This is a genomic window from Coleofasciculaceae cyanobacterium, from assembly GCA_036703275.1.
Lineage (GTDB): Bacteria > Cyanobacteriota > Cyanobacteriia > Cyanobacteriales > Xenococcaceae > Waterburya.
On the sequence record DATNPK010000028.1, the window covers coordinates 153,566 to 173,357 of the forward strand.

Consider the following 19,792-nt stretch of genomic DNA (forward strand, 5'->3'; position numbering starts at 1 on the left):
GGTCAGAGTCCGTTAAAGTCGCCAAGACTATTCATTGACAATGTTTTTCTAATAAAGACTGAGCTAATTCGTAACTATTAGGTTGAGTTTGTACAGCATAAGCTTCTTTTTCTACTGCTTGACTATAGGTGTCAACATATCTTTTAAAAAACGGTTGAGCCTGTCTAATTGGTTCAATATCTAAGCCAAGAGTTTGGATGTTGCCATTACCCGCACAGTATTGAGCAGCATGAACGGTTTCGTGGATTAAAACCGCGTTGCTAATGCCTAATTCAAATACAATCGGATTAATCCAAATTGATTTACTCTTGGCGTTTAGTACTCCATAGGGTTTTCTGACACTGCGTCGCTGAAAGTCTATTTGTTGATTGGCAAGATTAAAGTCTGGCGGAATAGCAATATTGACCTTAAATCCAGAATTTTCTAGCTGAGTTTTTAGCTGGATAAAATCAGAATCGGCATTAGATAATTGACTAATTAAAATCGTAGAACTTAATAACAAAGATTCAAACATGATAGCAAGTGAACTGATAGATTAGGACGTTAGTTATAAAACGAGCTATTAGCTAATAGCTATTAGCTATCTAAGTAAAGTAAGAGTTAAGTAAAACGCAATTTTAATTCACTTCAGACGTATGCTTAAATAGCTCATTAATGGTTGGCGTTAAATATTGAGCAAGAGTGGTAGCATCTACGCCAAGTTCGGTATGGTCTTTAGCTGCTTTAATTCCCGCTTGGGCGTGCCACCAGGCAGCAGTAGCTACCGCATCAAATAAACTGCTGCTTTGTGTTTTACTACTTTGTGCTGCCAAACCCGCAGTTAAGCCTGTTAAGATATCTCCACTGCCGCCTCTAGCTAAGGCTGGGGTACTTTCGGGAATTAACCAAATTAAGCCTTGCGAATTAGCGATCGCCGTTTTTGCTCCTTTGAGTAAAATTATCGCGCTGCTTTTTTCGGCTGCGGTTTGCACTGCGGTAAGGCGATCGTCAGTATCAGTAATCTCAGCAAATAGGCGTTTAAATTCTCCGATATGGGGGGTTAAAATTGTTGAGTTGGATCTGTCGTTTAAGACTTCAGCTACATTATGCTCTGCTAATATATTTATGCCATCGGCATCCAAAACTATTGGACATTCTGACTTTAAGACTTTGTTAACTACAGATTGGGCATCAGTAGTTAAACCTGGACCACAGGCAATGAGATCGAACTGGTTTAGATCGGCGGTGGAAACGGGTAAAGAAGCGATCGCACCTTCCTTATTTTCGGGACAGCCTACAATCAAAGCTTCTGGTAAATGACTGGTGAGTAACGATTTTAGCGACTCTGGCACAGCAACCGACAACATTCCTACTCCGCTAGCTCTAGCACCCAAGGCAGTTAAAATAGCCGCTCCTGTATAGCGACGAGAGCCGCAGATTAAGAGTAAATGTCCCTGACGGTATTTATAAGTAATAGCAGGGCGAGGTAGAGGCAGAAAGTCGAGGGCGATCGCCTTGGTTAGCTGTCTGACGGGTGCTGGCTGGGGTAAAACTGACCAGATCTGATGTCGTAGCAGACCAAAATCAATTCTGACACTATTGCCCAGATATTCTAAGGCTCGATCCTGAAAAAAAGCTCGTTTCCATAAACCCAAACAAAGAGTATGAGTAGCTTTAATCGCGACACCCATAACTGCCCCCGTGTCGGTATGTATCCCAGAGGGAAGATCGATACTCACAATCTGTTTTGACCAGCTATTGAGCAGCTCGATAGATTCAGCGATGTTGTCTGATAAATCGCGAGTTAAGCCAAAGCCAAATAAACCATCAATTATTAACTGGCATTCTCTCAGAGGTTCAATTTCTTCGTAAAAAGCAATCTCTAAGCTAGCCACATAATTAGCGTGTTGAGTAGTTAATTGTTTGAGTTTAAGAAATGGGCGGTAAACCTTAATCTGATATCCAGCTAAATATAATTCGCGAGCGATTACTAAACCATCTCCACCATTATGTCCTGGACCCACTAAAATTCCCACTGAGGCAGTTTGAGGTAAGGGATATAAGTTTTTAATTCTCTCAGCACAGAGTGTTGCTGCTTTTTCCATCAACGCAGCCACAGGCATTCCCGCTGCAAAAATTTGTGATTCAATTTGCTGCATCTGTCCAGCAGAGACAACAATGGTTTCGACTATGTTTCTCATGGTTTTCTAGTCGGTGTTATACAACCTACAAGCTCTATCATCAGGTTATACCAATACAATACGCTTCAGGTAAATTGTCTTCTTGATTTGTTTATTTTTAGCTTTTCCTAAAGGATACCGCTACGCATATAGCTCTTAGCTCTTAGCTTTAAATTAGCAATGCTTCGATTAATAGTTATGAATTTTTGCCGAGATCTTTGGCGAGGTATTTCAGTACCAATTTATTGCCTTTGACAAATAATCTGTTATTTTATTATTTGTAACTTAATTATTAGGTAAAGTAATCGATTGCTGACAAATATTAGATTTACAGAATAATGCTCGCTACTATAAATGTTCGCATCTTAGAAAAATAGATGATTTTTATTAGTCTAAAGTAAAGACAAAGTAATTTTTACAGTAATAGTCATGACTCAGCTTTTTATGAATGCCAGAAGCCTATGTTTGTTCCAAATAGAAATTATAGCGATCGCGTAATTGGTCAGAACTAAGATCTTTAGTCCAATATTCCACTAGAGCATGACCAAACGCCCAAGCATTGTTATTACCTACTCCATTGTTTTCTAATAACAAAGACCAAATTGAACGTAGATCGAAGTTATTAATACTAGAGTCATTATTCAACAAGGTATATAAATCATAAGCCATTTGCAGTTTGCCCATCACCACTGGTGCTTGTTCGACGGGAATTTGTTGCGCCAAAACATAAGCTAAGGTACGATTCCCTGTAGTCATCGTCGAGATAAATTGCAGAATCGGACTTTTGAGGAAAGCGGTTAAACCTTGACTGGTTGCCATTTGACGCGTATAGCGATCGATTATTCGGGCTGCTGCGGTACTACGGGCTTCGATATCTCTTAAAAAACGTGCCAGACGTAGTTGTTTAGCTGGAGCGATCGCCTGAACTAACTCTAAAGATAAGGCTTCTACATTCCAAGCCGAGCGATTATTTGTCCGATCTTCGGTCACGATCGGCAGGATTAGATCGCAAATATCTCCTAATTGTTCAACACGATAAATAGTTGCATCGCGGATTGATTTTTCTTTAGGTAGAGTGCCTTCACGCCAATCATAAGGAGGATTCCATTCTCGAATTGGGCGCAGGCGATCGACCTGTGTCACAATTCCCACAGCGCTTAAATCTGGGAGATCTTGTTTTAAAGCTTGTAAAAAGTCTAGATCCATTTGTAAAGCAGGATCGAGTGCTGGTGTTACCAATAACAATAAATCCGCTGTTGCTGCATAATCTAAAACCTGTTCCCAAAGTTCAGGGCGGTTTACCTGTTCATAACCAGGAGTATCTAAGAGGTTTAAGACTTCTTGATTCGGTGTTTGCCAGCGATAATTTTGGATTTTATCGGTACTGGGTAATACATCTACCTCTGCTTTCTCTGCTTGAAAGAGGGTATTGATCACGCTACTTTTACCTGCGCCAGTACGCCCAACCAGAATAATATTAACTGGCTTTTGCTCGACTTCTGTTTGGGGTTCGACTGATTGTAAGATCTCTTTGAGGGTTTGAGTTTTGGCTTTGGGTAAGGCAGTAGGTGTAACTTCAGGCAGGGTGATAGTTTTATCGCCATAAAGTGCGATCGCCTGTTGCGCTAAGTTTCTCAATGCTACTTCCCTAATTAATTGACCTAGATTCAAAAGTAACTCTTGATTTGCCTGATTATTAAACTTTTTCGTTGCTACGTTTGCGGCTGCAGCTGCGGGATTAATTAACCATTGTGACCATTTGAACGCTTGAGTCAGTTTGCGTGCTGAGGGTTCTAATTTACGATATACTTCAAAGGCTTCTACCGCCTGTCCAATCGAAACCCGATTCAAGACAGGAGACAACTTTTGCATTACACGGTCAGTATCATCTACAGTACCGCGAATCAGCCCGTAAGCTTGGGGAAGATAAATATTTAGCAGAGGGCGTTTAACTTGAGGATTATAAACATGAGCGATCGCGCTGACTAATTCCTGACATCGCTGCCAAAAAGTCTGCCAGTCCTCCCAAATTGGCTCATCTGTTTGGGTTTTGGCAATAATCTGCTGTAACGAGGCAGTAATTTGCTGTTGTTTGTCTACTGCTGCATTTAGTTCGGAATTTTGCTCTAGTTCTTCGTTAATTTCTTCGATCGCTGATTCGATCTCTGCCAGAGGTGATTTTGTCCATTTGGCTAACAGCCACCGCCACACCGCAAAAACCAGGACAACTAAGCCCCAAATCCAGTTAATACCCCAATCATGAATTTGTGAACCTGCTGCCACTAATAAAAAAACTATAATAGCTGCAATTGGAAAAACTAAAACCGCGACTTGCCAAGGTTTGATACTTACCATTGCTTTTTCCTCGCCTTTTCACCCTGTTTATCCTAGCGATATTTTTCATGGAGTGACAAAGTTAAAAGATGCTCTCGATCAGATGAAATAAGGAATACCTGCCGATGAAAGTTGTTCAATTCATCATTAAACTGATAGTATTCTTATTCGTAGCTAAATTGGCTATTCAACTATGTCAATTGCCAACCAACTAATCCCCGCACAACAGCTTAAATCAGTATTAGATAAACATTACAATTTGCGATCGCCACTATCAATTAAGCTGATTGGATCGGGATTTAACCATAACTACCAAGTTAAAACAGCTAAGCAAAAATTTGTTTTACGAATTTATTTGAATAATAAATATTACATTCAAAGTTCTGATGACTTTAAATTTGAGTTAGACTTACTTGAATATTTAACCGCACAGAACATACCAGTTTCCTCACCGATTAAGAATAATCGCCAAGAATATCTATCATCTGCTAAATTCAACGATCATATTCGCTATTTTGCTTTGTTTAATTTTGCCAAAGGTAAAAAATTTGACCTAAGTATTAATGAACAAAATATCTATCAGCTAGGTAAAATAATTGCTACCTTACATACGACGACAAAGCATTTTTACAGTAATTATTATCGCTATAGTCTAGATTTAGATAAGATTTTGGTTGAGCCAATCCAAATTTTAAAGCATCATTTATTGAGTAAAAATAAACAAAATTTAGATTTTTTTCAGTCTACCTATGAACAACTATTACAAAATGTTCGAGGATTAAGCAAAACATCAGCAAATTTTGGCTTGATTCACGGAGATTTAAACGAAACCAATATTCATTTTGAGCGAGATTTAGGATTTACTATCCTCGATTTCGACCACTGTGGTTATGGCTGGCGAGCTTATGATTTGATTGCATTTTGGGATATTGATGCTCGATTATGGCACTGTTTTATTGAAGGCTACGAATCAGTGAGAAGACTCTCCCCGCAGGAAAAAGAGTTAATGCCGACGTTTGCAGCCATCAGAGATATCTGGGATATGGGAGATGTTTTAAGGATGATGCCTGTATGGGGTGAACAGCCTGACGCTGAATATTTAGATCAATGTCTAGAAAGATTACACGATTTAAAAAATAATTTCGCTCGCTGACGATCGCTTCGTGCCACGAATGATGAGAACGATGGTATTTTCAATATAAGGTCAGTGCAATGCTAAGCTAAATAAATCATGAGTAAAGCAAGTTTAGGATTAGACGATAAAGTATATAAATACTTACTTTCGGTATCGCTACGAGAACCCGAAGTATTAACCAAATTACGTCAAGAAACTAACCAACATCCAGCCAGCATCATGCAAATCTCTCCCGATCAGGGACAGTTTATGGCGTTGCTAATTAAATTGTTAGGAGCCAAAAAAACTTTAGATATTGGTGTATTTACAGGCTATAGTTCCTTGGCTGTAGCGTTGGCACTACCTGAAGATGGCAAGGTTATAGCTTGCGATCGCGATCCTGAAGCCACAAAAGTTGCTCGCCGTTACTGGCAATTAGCAGGAGTTGAATCTAAAATAGATTTCCGCCTAGCACCAGCATTAGAAACCTTAGATCAATTAATTGCCGCAGGTGAGTCTGGCAGCTTCGACTTTGCCTTTATTGATGCCGATAAGCGCAACTACGCTAACTATTATGAGCGAGCTTTAACCCTATTACGTTCTGGAGGTATTGTTGCCATAGACAATGTGCTGTGGTTTGGTAGTGTTGCCGATCCTGAAGATACGGAGCAAAGAACGGTTGCTATTCGTGAATTTAATCAAAAACTTCATCAAGATACCAGAGTAGAAATTAGTTTGCTGGCGATCGCTGATGGTTTGACTTTAGCATTTAAGCTGTAATTAAAGATTGGTTAGTGGATCTATTCGTTTTAGATCTTGCTGTAAAAAGATCCACAGATGAACACAGATGATTGATTTGCTTACCAACCATGTTTGAGTTTTTGATAAGTTATTAATAAGTTTTTATTGAGAAAACTCAATCATACTACTACCGAACCTAAGAGCGATCGCATTGTCGGTGGTGCTTTTGAGTTGGCTGTAGCCAGCATAGTACCAAGAATGTGACGGCGTAGACGACGCGCTAAATAAAATGATTTGGCGTTGGTGAATCCAGGTATGATTTTTGAGATTTGAAAATTTTAATTGAATTTAAGAAGCTAATAGCTAATAGCTACTAAAGTCGGTTTTACTTATATTTTCTTGCTTTTCTCTCTTGTTTTTGGCACACTACCGTTTTCATTGGCTTCGCATGGAACTTCTTGTGGGTCATAATTGGCGATAGCTCTTTTCCTTAGCTCATCGAACACATTATTGATACAGTTAGCTAAAGCCCGATCGTTACCACTTAGTGGTTTTAGATGGCTTAATAAACTACTGAGTCTACTTAGCTTAAGGTCATATCCTTCAAAGGATTTGCCAATAAAATTTTTAGATCTACTAGCTAATTCGGCACTGAGAGCTTCTATATCATCTTTGGATATGTTGTCATAAGAGAAAGCAATTAGGGCAGTCAAACCGAAAAAGTTTTGGCTTAAATTGATTAAGCATTTTGTGGTTCTTCCATCAGGAAATAAGCCAAAAAAGGGAATTGCCGAGCTGGTTTTTTTATTTATTTCTTCTGTGCCATAAATTTCTGGTGCTAGAAAAATAGAAGGCTGGTCGATAATCGCTCTCTTGCTAGAAATTTGGTAATCAACTTGATTATTAGCTAATAAAGTATTTATTTGGCGATCACTATTTTTTCGAGCAAATTCTAGATTTTCAACTTCTCTTTCGATTATTTGAAATTGCTTTTTGGTGATGCCACATTGTTGTAAATTATTTACCAAATTTTCAGGGTCGTTACTGAGAATTTCTAAAAGGCTAATATACTTACATCCGAGACTATGCCCTAACCAAAAATAGTTGGAGTGGGTGAGATATACGTCTAAAGATTTTTGCAAAGATTTTCGGTCAGTTTGTTCTAATATATATGCAATAAGTTCGGCTTTAATAGCAGATTCTTCATATAATAATTGGATCGATGCACCCCAATGATTCACCAGCTTTTCTTTCCAAAGCAATGGAGGAATTACCGAGCTAGGATAAGCGATTATTGTGTATCCTTGATTGTATAAACTTTTAAGTAGAAAATAATAGAAAACTGTTGGTAGAGAGCCAAATATAAAAAAGCTACCCACGAATTGAATTATACCTTTGGGGTTGGGATGAATCGCGACCCAACTATGAGAAAAGGCTTGAAAATGTAAATTTGCATCAGAATCTTTGGACAGGCTCATAACAGTTATACTCCCTAGCGAACTGATTAGTCGATCTTGCTTTTGGTTAACTTCAAATCTTCTTGCTGAAATAATGCGAGTACCATCTATTGTGTTTAGCGGCACTCGCTATTTCCCTAACTTGTCAAAAGAATTTTTACGGCTTAACTAATAAGTTTTAGCGCGTTAATTGCTCTTCCTTAACGTCAAATCTTTCTAACAAAACGTCGATCATTTGACGCTGCTCGCCAGGTTTAAGTTCGCTAATTTTTTGCACAAAGGGATCATCACTAATGCTACTTAGCAAGCTGGGTTCTTTTTCAATCGCATCAAATATTATTTGTCTGGGTGGAAGAGTAATCGAAGGAGTAATCGAAGGAGAAGCAAGATCTGCTTCTAAGGTTACTTCAGAGCCACCATTTGCCAGTGGCAGACTATAGGCTTGCTGATCGAAGTCGCCTATGGCTGGAGGAGTTATATTACCCTGTGGTAAAAAAGTACCTCGCTGTTGTGCAGAAAGCAATAGTGTCCTCATCCTGTCTAGACCATTAACTGGAGAAGCTGATGGAATTGACAGTCTAACATAGCCACGAATTTCGGTATTTCTGTTAGTTACTACTTCACGTTTACGAACATCTGGTAGTAATAAGAATAGACCTGTATCTAAGGCTGGAAGATTGAACCTAAAAGTTTTTAGGCAGTTCAAAATTCCTGCTATTGGTAGCTCAATATTTGTGCCATTGACATCCCAAAATGCAGCAAAAGAACTGGAATTAAAATTGGGAGTGTTAGCTTTGAAAGTTAGCTGTATTTCTAAATTACTAAAGCTAGGATTGGAGATCGTTAAAAAGTAACCTTGAATAACGGTACGATTGGGAGACGATGGAGCGTCGATTATCGGTTTAACCAACAGTTCGTAATTTGAAACATTAATAGTCTCAGCCATTTTAGCTATTTCCTCTCGAAAAAATAATTGGTTTTTTAGATAATGAATGTAGATTTTTACTTTTACTTTTACTTTCGTTATCTATGCTCGATATTAACGTGATGAAATACTTATGAAACTCATAAAAATACTTGAAAAACTGATAGAAAAGCTCATATTGTTGCTTTTTTGAGCATGAGTTATACCTGTAGTTATGACTTAGGATATCGCGAGCGCCTGAATATTCAACTCAAAAACTGAAAAAAAGAATTAGCCCTGGTTAATGTCAGCCAGGGCTGTATTATTGAGTCTAGAAAACAATGATGGTATGAATTGATGGTATGAATCTTAGTAGCCGTAAGGAAGGTATTGATTTACATCAACTTGGTCTTGAACATTAGTTTGATTCGCATCTTGACCGATGAAGTTACCAGTACCAATCGCAGCAGCTTCGTTAGCGTTAATTTGTGCGGAAGTTTGAGCCTCGGGGGTAGTATAGCCGTAGCCACCTAAGTCTAATTGGTTTTGGTAGCTAGTCTGGTCGGCGTTTTGGTGGATGAGGTTACCAGTACCAACAGCAGCAGCCGAATTTGTATTGTCTTGAATGCTAGTCTGAGCATCTTGTGCGAAAGCAGTTAAAGGAGCAAAAGCGATAACAGCAGTAAGAATGGATAATGTAGTTTTTTTCATGGTTTAAGACCTCGTAAAAGTAAGATTTAGTGTGTGTTTTGCTTACATTTACTAGTTACGACTGGTCTATTTTTTTATGCAGTTGAGGCTTTAATTTGTTTGTAACATTGCTCAATATTGACAACTTCTCGACCAGTTTTACTATCTAATAAATTATTAAAAATGAATATTGTATTTGCTACAGCGAGTCAACTGGCGCAAATAATTCGAGATAAACAAGTTTCCGCAGTAGAAGTTTTGGATGCTTATTTAGAACAAATTGAAAAGCACAATAACAAGATAAATGCGATCGCAACTTTAGATAGAGAAAGAGCGAGAACTAAAGCAAAAGAAGCCGATGAAGCTTTAGCTAAAGGTGAGAATTGGGGAGTATTACATGGTGTTCCTATTACTATCAAAGACACCTTTGAAACAGCAGGATTACTGACTACCGCAGGTTATAAGCCTCTTAAAAACCATATTCCCACTCAAGATGCAACAGTTGTGGCGCGTCTTAGCCAAGCTGGGGCAATTATACTTGGTAAAACTAACCTGGCGGAAATGGCAAGCGATTATCAAAGTACCAACGATCTTTTTGGACGGGTTAATAATCCTTGGAATTTAGATTACACAACTGGAGGTAGTTCTGGTGGTTCAGCAGCAGCGATCGCTAGTGGTTTTTCGGCGTTAGACTTGGGTAATGATACCTCTGGATCGACTCGTCAACCAGCACATTTCTGTGGTGTATTTGCTTTAAAGCCAACGGCTCGCCGTATATCAACAGCAGGACATATTCCCGAAGCACCAGGAATGTCTAAATGTATTCGTCAGTTAATGACAGTAGGTTCTTTTGCCCGTTCGATTGAAGATTTAAGATTATGTTTATCCTTAACTGTGGGTGCAGATCCACGACAGCCAGATGTTCCTCCTGTTCCACTAGATAAATTTCCCCAAAAATCCTGGCAAAATATACGAATAGTTTGGTCTGATAGTTGGGAAAAAATGACTGTCGCTTCAGAGATTAAAACCACAATAAATTTAGCTGTCGATAAACTCAAACCAGTATGTGCGGATATGGAACGCTGGACATCTCCCCCATTTGATTTAGAAGAAGCATTTCAAGTTTGTAATCAGCTAACAGCCTTAAATTTTGTTTATTCTCAGCCAACAAATTTTGATACTGCTAGCAAGACTCTGCCTATGATGTTTCGAGAAGCGACTCAAGGGGAAAAAGAACTTAGAAATCTCAGTAACCTCAGTCAATTCTTACCTACACTGTTAAATCCAACTATTAAAGGATATTTTGAAACTTTAACCAAACGCGATCGCATTATTGCTCAAATGGATAAGGCTTTTAACGCTTGGGATGTATGGCTGTGTCCCGTGGCGATGACCACAGCATTTACTCATCGTCCTAAAGGTGCAGTTATTACGATAGAAGGACGCAAAGTTCCTTATTTTTTAGCTAATGGTGGTTACACAATGTTATTCAATCTTACAGGACATCCTGTAGTTGTAATTCCTATCGGACAAACTGAAAATGGCTTACCTATTGGGATGCAAATTGTCGGGAAAAGATGGCGAGAAATGGAATTACTAGCGATCGCCGATAAAATAAATCAACTAGTTGGCAATTTTCAATTGTCCCGTAGTACTTCTGGCTGATGAACCTACATACAGGGGCATTGGATTCCCAAACTACAGCCGAAATTTTGCAGATCTTTGCTGAATTAAATAATTATGGGATGACGGTAGTAGTAATTACTCACGATCCAGAGGTAGGCGATCGCGCAGAGAAGCTCAGGAATATTATCTTGAGGAACAATTTTGATAACAATTCAGTATATTCTTTTGGATTAGCGTCTATCATAAGTTTTAGTCTTTGAGAAAATCAAAATCAATCGAATTATGTCTTTTGTTGGCTTACATATTCACAGCGACTATAGCTTGCTTGATGGCGCATCTCAAATACCTCAGTTAATCGATCGCGCTTTAGAGTTAGATATGCCAGCGATCGCTCTAACGGATCACGGAGTAATGTATGGGGCGATCGAACTGATTAAAGTCTGTCGCAACAAGGGAATTAAGCCAATTATTGGCAATGAGATGTATGTAATCAACGGTGACATTGAGGTTAATATCACTGAAAAGAAAAAACGCCATCGCAAATATCATCAGGTGGTATTGGCGAAGAATACTCAGGGATATAAAAACCTGGTTAAATTAACTACTATCTCCCATCTCAAAGGCTATCAGGGTAGCGGTATCTTTGCTCGTCCCTGTATTAACAAAGAACTGTTGGCAAAATATCACGAGGGTTTAATTGTTACTAGCGCGTGTTTGGGAGGAGAAGTACCCCAGGCGATTTTAAAAGGGGATTTAGCCCACGCGGAGAAAGTAGCCAAGTGGTATCAGGATTTATTTGGCGATGATTATTACTTAGAGATTCAAGATCATGGTTCGCCAGAAGATCGCATGGTTAATGTGGCAATTGTGAATATTGCCCGCAAGTTGGCTATTAAAGTTATTGCCACCAATGATTCCCACTTTATTTCTTGCTATGACGTAGAAGCCCATGACGCGTTGTTATGTATCCTGACGCAAAAACGGATTACCGATGATAAACGATTACGCTATAGCGGTACAGAGTATCTCAAGTCTGCCGAGGAGATGAAGCTGCTATTCCGCGATCACTTAGAGGACGATGTAATTCAAGAGGCGATCGCCAATACCGTAGAAGTTGCTGATAAAGTTCAGCCGTACCACATTTTAGGTGAACCCCGTATCCCTGATTATCCCGTACCTGCGGGACATACTGCCGATAGTTATTTAGAAGAAGTTACCCGTCAAGGATTGCTCGAAAGACTTAAATGTCGTAATCACAACGAAGTCGATCCTATATATATGCAACGGCTTGAGGTAGAACTTAAGGTAATGCAGGAAAAAGGTTTTTCCACCTACTTTTTGGTAGTTTGGGACTATATTAAATATGCTAGAGATAATCATATCCCTGTTGGGCCAGGTAGGGGAAGCGCAGCAGGTTCATTAGTGGCATATTGTCTCAAAATTACTAACATCGATCCAATCCATCACGGCTTATTATTTGAGCGTTTTCTTAATCCCGAACGGAAATCGATGCCTGATGTGGATACAGATTTCTGTCCCGATCGCCGTGGCGATATGATTAGATATGTTACCCAAAAATATGGCGAGGCTAACGTTGCGCAAATTATTACCTTTAACCGCATGACTTCTAAGGCGGTTTTAAAAGACGTGGGTAGGGTGTTAGGCATTGACTTTGGCGAGCAAAATCGTCTTGCCAAAATGATTCCCGTAGTACGGGGTAAGCCGACTAAACTTAAGGTAATGATTTCTAGTGGAACTCCCGAACCTAGTTTTAAACAAGCTTACGAAAGCGAAAGCGTCAAAATTTATAACGATAATAAAGAAGAAGTTGGCTCGGTTGAAATCCGTAACTGGGTTGATATGGCGATGCGGATTGAAGGTACTAATAAAACCTTTGGCGTTCATGCTGCTGGCGTGGTAATCTCTTCCCAACCCTTAGACGAAATTGTCCCGCTACAAAAAAATAATGACGGGTCAGTAATTACTCAATATTATATGGAAGATATTGAAGCTTTGGGTCTATTGAAAATGGACTTTTTAGGCTTAAAAAATCTGACGACAATTCAACGAGCAGCAGGCTTGGTTAAAAAAACTAAAGGGGTTATTTTAGACTTAGATCAAATCCCTTTAGATGAAAAAAAAGCTTTGGAAATTATTGCCAAAGGCAAGCAAAAAAAACTACCAGCAGACATTCAAGAGACTCATAAACTGTTCCGCGCGGGAAACTTAGAAGGCATTTTTCAACTAGAATCTGATGGCATGAAGCAGATTACTAGAGACTTAAAACCTTCGGGTATTGAAGATATTTCTTCAATTTCTGCTCTCTATCGTCCAGGACCATTAGATGCAGGATTAATTCCGATTTTTATCGATCGCAAACATGGCAGAGAAAAGGTTAGTTATCAACATCCCCTATTAGAATCAATCCTTAAAGAAACCTATGGCGTAATTGTCTATCAAGAGCAAATTATGAAGATTGCTCAGGAATTAGCCGGCTATTCTTTAGGTGAGGCCGATCTACTCCGTCGCTGTATGGGTAAGAAGAAATTAGCCGAAATGGAGAAGCATCGAGAGAAGTTTATTGATGGTTCGGCTAAAAATGGAGTGAGACAAGCATTAGCTAATGAACTATTCGATCAGATGGTATTATTTGCCGAATATTGTCTAAGTTATGACACGGAAGTGTATACTGTTGAGTATGGTGCGCTACCTATTGGCAAAATTGTCGAATCGCAAATAAAATGCTCGATTTATAGTGTCGATCGCCACGGCTTTGTTTACACTCAACCAATTGTTCAATGGCACGATCGCGGTTTACAAGAAGTCTTTGAATATACTTTAGATAACAATGCAACTATCTGTGCGACCAAAGACCATAAATTTATGACTGTTGAAGGGCAAATGCTCCCCATAGATGAAATATTTGAGCGCGGTTTGGAACTTAAAGAAGTCGATCCAGCTCAATGTAAAATATTGCCGTTGGCAACTTACACCAGTTTTCATGCTTGATAGACTAAGCTGTTGATTAACTAGCTATTAGCTATTAGCTATTAGCTTTTAGAATTTCCTCTTCCGGCAGGACAATGTGACTTATAGCCGTACCAAGTTAAGTTAGGACACATAGGTTATTTGCTTCATTAGTAGCAAGTAGCAAGTAAAACTTCTGACTTGTGACTTCTACTTAATAGTTTTTGTGTCCTAATCTAATTTTGTACGACTATAACAACTAACCAACGACAGAAATCCCTTCGACGATTAAAGAAGGAGTGTAACAAGAATCATTCCAAATTAAATCATTGCCTAAGACAGCTACCTGTTTTAAAATTTGATAAACATTGCCAGCGATCGCAGTATCTTTAACTCGCCCAGTTATTCTCCCATTCTTAACGCGATAACCGAGATCGACATTAACCGAAAAGTCGCCACTGATGTCTGCACCACCACCGAGTATTTGATCGACAATAATGCCGTTGTCTAGTTTGGTAACCAACTCAGAAAAAGAACTATTACCTGGTGCAACAATTAAATTAACCAATGAGGGACTAGGATAACTATCTAAATCGGGACGAAAGCCGTTTCCTGTGGGTTTAAGGTTTAACTCTCTGGCAATCGTGCGATCGCAATAAAATTGATTTAACACTCCTTGCTCGATCAAAGCGAGTTTTTGGGTTAACATTCCCTCATCATCAAAAGGACAGTCATAAGGTTGCAAGTTTGGTTGTTGAGATAAGTTAATTAGTTCTGAAACTACCAACTCTTGCTGTAGACTACTCCAGGGAGAAGATTTTTCTCGAACACTCAGACCATTTAAAGCCGATGAGACAGTACTCCAAAGGACGGTTGCAGCATTAGCGGTAAGCAATACGGGAACTTTCCCTTGAGGCGGGACAACGTTGCGTTTTGCCCAATCTAAACGCTGGATAATTTGCTCTATTACTGGATCGATATCGAGTTTCTTTTTGCTGTATTCTCCGTCATAAATGCCTAAAAAGTCTTCTCCACGGACTAACTCTACACCGAGAGAATAACTTGAACCCGACTCGTTATAGTGACAGTGCAATCCCTGAGAGTTGATTAAAGTTGTGGATTCTTGTTCAAATTCTAATTCTGCCGAACAAATTAATTCAGGATATTCTTCTCGTAGTTTAGTGATTGCTTGATTACCTAACTCGATCAGATCCGTTACCGAAACAGTTACGCCTGTCAAATCGTGAATTGCTGTACGAGGCGGTGCTAATTCAATAGTTTCAGGTTCATTAAGTTGCGATAGCGCGATCGCCTTCTCGACTAACAATTCTGGTTCAATTTTGCCATATGCGACTGCCAAACCAGGACGATTATGCTGCCATAGTCTTAAAGCCGTACCTACAGATTGAGAACTTTCTAGTTGCTTGAGGCGGTTGCCCTCAAAAAAAATTGGTTGAGACTGAGATGTTATCTGATAGACTTCTGCGTGGCTTGTTCCTCGGCGAGATGCCAACTCAAGCAAGGATTCTAATTCTTCATTCATCAATTTCAATCAGCAACTTATAGAGGTATTTACTAGCATTTATAGCACTCGAAGCAAAGGTTAAGACACGTCGATCAAAAGCTAATAGCTCGTTTTATAACTAACGTCCTAATCTATAGTTCACTAGCATTTACTATGCAAAACTTAATTTTAATTGCTTTTGTGAATCCGATTGCGCTTGATCGGCGTAATAATGAAATGTAAACATAATCGCCGTTACGTAGAATTGGGACAATACGAAGTTAAACATGACCAACTCTAGCTTAGATTTAAGCAGCCAATTATTAAATAACCGCTATTATCTTCATGACGCGATAGCTCAAAGTAATTATAGCCGAGTCTTTTTAGCTAGCGATCTACTAAGACATCGAAAATGTGTAGTCAAACAGTTGTGTCTTAATTTGTGTCCTGCCAAGGTAAAGCAAGCCATCGAATCTATGTTTTGGCAAGAAGCACAAATATTACAAAAGCTGACTGGCAAACACCCACAAATTTGCCAATTTTACGGTTACTTTAGTGACAATGATGCTTTATATTTGGTGCAGGAATGGATTCCAGGCATCACCCTAGAACAAAAGTTGCACCAGCAGCACAAGCTATCCGAGTCGGAAACCAAAGAGATTTTACTGAGCTTATTGTCTGTTTTAGAGTGTATTCACCGCTTGGGTATTATTCACCGCGATATTAAACCCAATAATATTATTTTACGCTCAGAAAATAATTTACCTGTATTGATTGATTTTGGTGTTGCTCAAAAAGTTGGCGATCGCCGTAAACCAACAATTATTGTGGGAACTCCTGGATATATGTCCTTAGAACAAGCCATGGGTCAAGCAGCCTATGACAACGATCTTTATAGTTTGGGTTTGACGGCAATTCATCTGCTGACAGGACAGTCGCCTCAAAATGTTAATTTCGAGCATTATGAACCTTTTTTCCAGCGTAATTTAACGACAGCGATCGCGCGGGCGATCTCGCCTCAATCTAATCAGAGATTTGCTTCTGCCACTGAAATGCGATCGGCATTGCAGTATTCAGAGGAAAGAGCGGCTGTAACTCAACCAAATTCTAGTAAATTTAAACTAAGATTGTGGGCAATAGGCTTGATTATTGGCGCGCAGGTTGCTGGTGCATATCTTGGTTGGCGTTATCTGATTGTGGAACTAGATGAGCAACCACCCATCAATTTTACTGACTTACCTCAAAGACAATTGCCTTTGCTAACTGATGATGAGCTTGAGAATACTGCCAAACCGACAGTTTTAGAAACTAAAAATAAGGCGCTTCAAGCTGTAATTTTTATGCCTGGAACTTCACAAACCAAAATTACTCAAGCTTTAGGCGAACCCGTTGGGCGCAAACCAGGTTTTTGGGCAAACAGTATTGCTTGGTCTTATAAAAATATTATTTCTGAGGGAATTGACCTCGGATATATATTTGACACGCAAACAAATGAGCTACGTCAGGCAGAAATAGCAGTCCCCCCTTCAACCGACTTCAGCACAGTTCGTTCTGCCCTAAATGCGCTCTTAAGTGTAGAAACACTATCTGCCGATCTAGAACCAGGATTACAGGCTGTATATCAGCGTCAAAAAGCTACTTATAATTTTACGACAGGTGATTTAGAAGGAATTGTGCAGCGTAATCAACAAGACCGTATCTACATAGCGGTTTGGTCGGCAGATTTTCATTGATGTAAAGTTTAGATGAATCCAATCTGCTTACTTTAGCGTACTAGTAATACAGGCAGAGCAAAATTAATCTCTGTCGGCCGTAACAATCTTAATTTGGATACTGGAGACTATACAAAGGTTAGGGAATAACCAATTAAGCTAATACTATTTGTTCTTCAGACTGTTTAGCGTTTTACGGCAATTAATCTAAGTCTCAAGGCTGCATACAGGCTTTTAAGCCCAAAAAAACGATGTAGCGCTAAAAACGCGATCGCATTAGACAAAAACTGTTCCGTCTATTAACTAGATGGGGCAAACTTCGTTACGGAAAAATATCGTCAAAATCATTAACTTATTATGCAATTTACCGCAGATTTAAAGACCCTTAACAGTTCTGAGCCATTTAATTCTACTGCTTCTGGCTCTGCTATTATTACTCACGAGGCCCCTAGTGAAAACATTCGCACTGTAAATGTAAAGGTTGATGCTAGTGGACTAGAAGATTTAACCGCTATTGGCGGGGTTCACGTCGCCCATATCCACGGACAATTTTTGGGTAATGCGGATAAACCGCTTTTAGAACAGGGAGACGGAGCTTTTTTTGAAGGAGAGGGCGGAATTGCCGTTGACTCTACCTTGCCAACTGTCGAAGATAGTGATGTCGATGGCGATGGCTTCATCAATTTTATCGAAGGTCGTCCCAATTATGGCCCAGTTGTCCTTGATTTAACTTCCGAACAGATTGAGGCAGCACCAGACGGGACACCTCCTATGTCTCATTTTCTACAGCAAGCAGAAGCAGGAGAAATCGATCCGGCCAAGTTGTTCCCTTCTGGCACAGAGTTTAATTTAGACACTACATATACTTTCGATTTAACCGATCCAGACCAACTGCGTCAGTATAATAACCTGATGCCTCTTAACGACCGAGAAATTGTGCTCCACGGTCTGACAATTCCCTTAGAGACTTCTGAGGCGATCGATGCAACCGTTATGGGAACAGCACCAGCAGGAACAGATCTGGGTAACGGCGAAGCTTTTCGGATTACTGCCCCCGTAGCAGCAGGAGAAATCAAGCCGATCGTACCCGATATTGCTTTAGACTCGAAATTCGTTGCTTTAACAGACGATAATACCCTAGTATCTTTTGACCCTGCTAATCCTGCGGATACCGATTCAGTAGCAGTTACGGGAGTTGATGGAGCATTACTAGGTATTGATACTCGCCCTGCGGATGGTTTAATTTACGGAATCACGACCGCTAACAACATTTACACTATCGATGCCGACAGCGGTGCAGCGACTTATGTTAGCACTCTGAATATGCCCTTTGAAGGGGGGACTATATCGGGGTTTGACTTTAATCCTGTTGCCGATCGCCTGCGTTTAGTCGGAGACAATGACCAAAACTTTCGGATTAACGTTGACACTGGGGAAGTAACCGTTGATGGCACTTTGGCTTTTGCCGAAGGAGATACTAATAATGGAGTAAATCCTAACGTTACTGCTGCTGCCTATACTAATTCATTTGACGGTACGGACAGCACTGAGCTATACAACATCGATACTCTACTAAATGACCTGGTATTACAAAACCCACCTAATGACGGAACGCTGGTAACAGCAGGAGATCTAGGAATTGATTTTGATACTTTAGGCGGTTTCGATATTCTTTCTTCTCCTGATGGTGAGAACGCTGCTTTTGCCGTTTCTGACTCTACCTTATATACTGTCGATCTCGATACGGGAATGGCGTTTAGTTTGGGTGAGATTGGTTCAGATAATGCTAATTTACAGGGATTAACTATTGTTTCTGATAACAGCATTGATGATAATGCGGAGAATTCTGGGCTACTCATCGATCTTACCGGCATGAATGATTCTACAGTTAACTTTACTGTCGATCGAAATGCTGGGTTTGAAAATACGGTCGGTTTCTACGAAGTAGATCCCCAAGGCAATGTTACTGACCCTGTGTCTGGTAATACCATCAACCTAGGAGATGAAGGTTATACCGCAGCCGCGATCGCCAATCGTTCTGACATTAGCCTCACTGGTGTGAATCAAGCCTCAAGTGAGTTTACCGCAGAGCTAGCCGGCGGTAAACTTTATGCACCTTTCTTAGTAGTCGATGGCACAATTGAACAACTAGAAGATGGAGACAGCAGCAACGATCCAGTCGTGCATTTCCCTTTCCTTGGGGCTAATTCTGATAATACAGAACATATTCGTAGTTTGGGAGACAACATTCTCGGATTTGAAGATTCGTCTAATAGTGGCGATCTTAATTACAGCGATCTTGTGGTTAAATATGATTTTGTTTAAAATAATCGCTCGCACTGTAACTAATTGTAAGCAGCTTTAGTAAGCAGCAAAAGGGGAAGTATGCCTCTAAAAGTCGAGATAGCTCGGTCATAGTAACTAAGCAAATGCTCGACTTTATTTGTGCCTTTCTTCCCCTGGCAAACAATTAAGCGTAGCTAAATTGAAGATGTGTAGCCGAAGTTGCTTTTCTTCGCTCTAAACTTTTTGTTCTATATTTTGTTTTATATTTTAAGCTGAGTCAGGATGAGCAGGTTCAAGA

Annotated in this window: 14 protein-coding genes; 7 read left to right on the forward strand and 7 right to left on the reverse strand. The window is 39.7% G+C overall.

What is annotated here, in order from left to right:
- Positions 1-31 precede the first annotated feature (31 nt).
- The 3 genes from V6C71_07465 to V6C71_07475 form a co-directional block, all read right to left on the reverse strand.
- Positions 32-514, reverse strand: a complete 483-nt coding sequence (locus V6C71_07465) for a hypothetical protein (protein HEY9768334.1) — start codon at positions 512-514, stop codon at positions 32-34.
- A 103-nt stretch (positions 515-617) separates the two neighbouring features.
- Entirely contained in the window at positions 618-2,180 is a 1,563-nt protein-coding gene (locus V6C71_07470; GenBank protein ID HEY9768335.1) for an NAD(P)H-hydrate dehydratase, read from the reverse strand.
- A gap of 438 nt (positions 2,181-2,618) precedes the next feature.
- Positions 2,619-4,514, reverse strand: coding sequence for a GTPase (locus V6C71_07475; protein HEY9768336.1), 1,896 nt, complete (start codon positions 4,512-4,514; stop codon positions 2,619-2,621).
- Between the two features lie 172 nt (positions 4,515-4,686).
- On the opposite strand from V6C71_07475, the gene V6C71_07480 reads away from it, so the two are divergent.
- Both V6C71_07480 and V6C71_07485 read left to right on the forward strand, forming a co-directional pair.
- Positions 4,687-5,646, forward strand: a complete 960-nt coding sequence (locus tag V6C71_07480) for a phosphotransferase (GenBank protein HEY9768337.1) — start codon at positions 4,687-4,689, stop codon at positions 5,644-5,646.
- Between the two features lie 78 nt (positions 5,647-5,724).
- A complete protein-coding gene (locus tag V6C71_07485) occupies positions 5,725-6,387 on the forward strand; it encodes a class I SAM-dependent methyltransferase (GenBank protein HEY9768338.1) in 663 nt (220 codons plus the stop codon).
- Positions 6,388-6,737: 350 nt separating this feature from the next.
- On the opposite strand, the gene V6C71_07490 is transcribed toward V6C71_07485, so the two are convergent.
- The 3 genes from V6C71_07490 to V6C71_07500 form a co-directional block, all read right to left on the reverse strand.
- On the reverse strand, positions 6,738-7,826 hold the full coding sequence (locus V6C71_07490; GenBank protein HEY9768339.1) for a DUF1350 family protein: 1,089 nt from the start codon (positions 7,824-7,826) through the stop codon (positions 6,738-6,740).
- Between the two features lie 157 nt (positions 7,827-7,983).
- Positions 7,984-8,751: a hypothetical protein gene (locus V6C71_07495; GenBank protein HEY9768340.1), complete on the reverse strand. Its 768-nt coding sequence runs from the start codon at positions 8,749-8,751 to the stop codon at positions 7,984-7,986.
- Positions 8,752-9,078: 327 nt separating this feature from the next.
- Positions 9,079-9,420 (reverse strand): hypothetical protein, encoded by a 342-nt coding sequence (locus V6C71_07500; GenBank protein HEY9768341.1) that lies wholly within the window; start codon positions 9,418-9,420, stop codon positions 9,079-9,081.
- 162 nt (positions 9,421-9,582) lie between these two features.
- Between V6C71_07500 and V6C71_07505 the strand changes: the two genes are divergently transcribed.
- The 3 genes from V6C71_07505 to V6C71_07515 are packed head-to-tail and all read left to right on the forward strand — an operon-like array spanning position 9,583 to position 14,034.
- The gene (locus V6C71_07505) at positions 9,583-11,064 is read left to right on the forward strand and encodes an amidase (GenBank protein ID HEY9768342.1); all 1,482 of its coding nucleotides are present in this window, start codon (positions 9,583-9,585) and stop codon (positions 11,062-11,064) included.
- Positions 11,064-11,285 carry a hypothetical protein gene (locus V6C71_07510; protein HEY9768343.1) on the forward strand — a complete coding sequence of 74 codons (222 nt, stop codon included), beginning with the start codon at positions 11,064-11,066 and terminating at the stop codon, positions 11,283-11,285. Before V6C71_07505 ends, V6C71_07510 begins: the two co-directional genes overlap by 1 nt.
- A 22-nt stretch (positions 11,286-11,307) precedes the next feature.
- On the forward strand, positions 11,308-14,034 hold the full coding sequence (locus V6C71_07515) for a DNA polymerase III subunit alpha (GenBank protein ID HEY9768344.1): 2,727 nt from the start codon (positions 11,308-11,310) through the stop codon (positions 14,032-14,034).
- A gap of 217 nt (positions 14,035-14,251) precedes the next feature.
- Here the strand turns inward: V6C71_07515 and V6C71_07520 are convergent, their stop codons facing one another.
- Positions 14,252-15,535 carry a TldD/PmbA family protein gene (locus V6C71_07520; protein HEY9768345.1) on the reverse strand — a complete coding sequence of 428 codons (1,284 nt, stop codon included), beginning with the start codon at positions 15,533-15,535 and terminating at the stop codon, positions 14,252-14,254.
- Between the two features lie 248 nt (positions 15,536-15,783).
- On the opposite strand from V6C71_07520, the gene V6C71_07525 reads away from it, so the two are divergent.
- Both V6C71_07525 and V6C71_07530 read left to right on the forward strand, forming a co-directional pair.
- On the forward strand, positions 15,784-17,229 hold the full coding sequence (locus V6C71_07525) for a serine/threonine-protein kinase (protein ID HEY9768346.1): 1,446 nt from the start codon (positions 15,784-15,786) through the stop codon (positions 17,227-17,229).
- A gap of 336 nt (positions 17,230-17,565) precedes the next feature.
- On the forward strand, positions 17,566-19,533 hold the full coding sequence (locus V6C71_07530) for a DUF4394 domain-containing protein (GenBank protein ID HEY9768347.1): 1,968 nt from the start codon (positions 17,566-17,568) through the stop codon (positions 19,531-19,533).
- Positions 19,534-19,792: the final 259 nt, after the last annotated feature.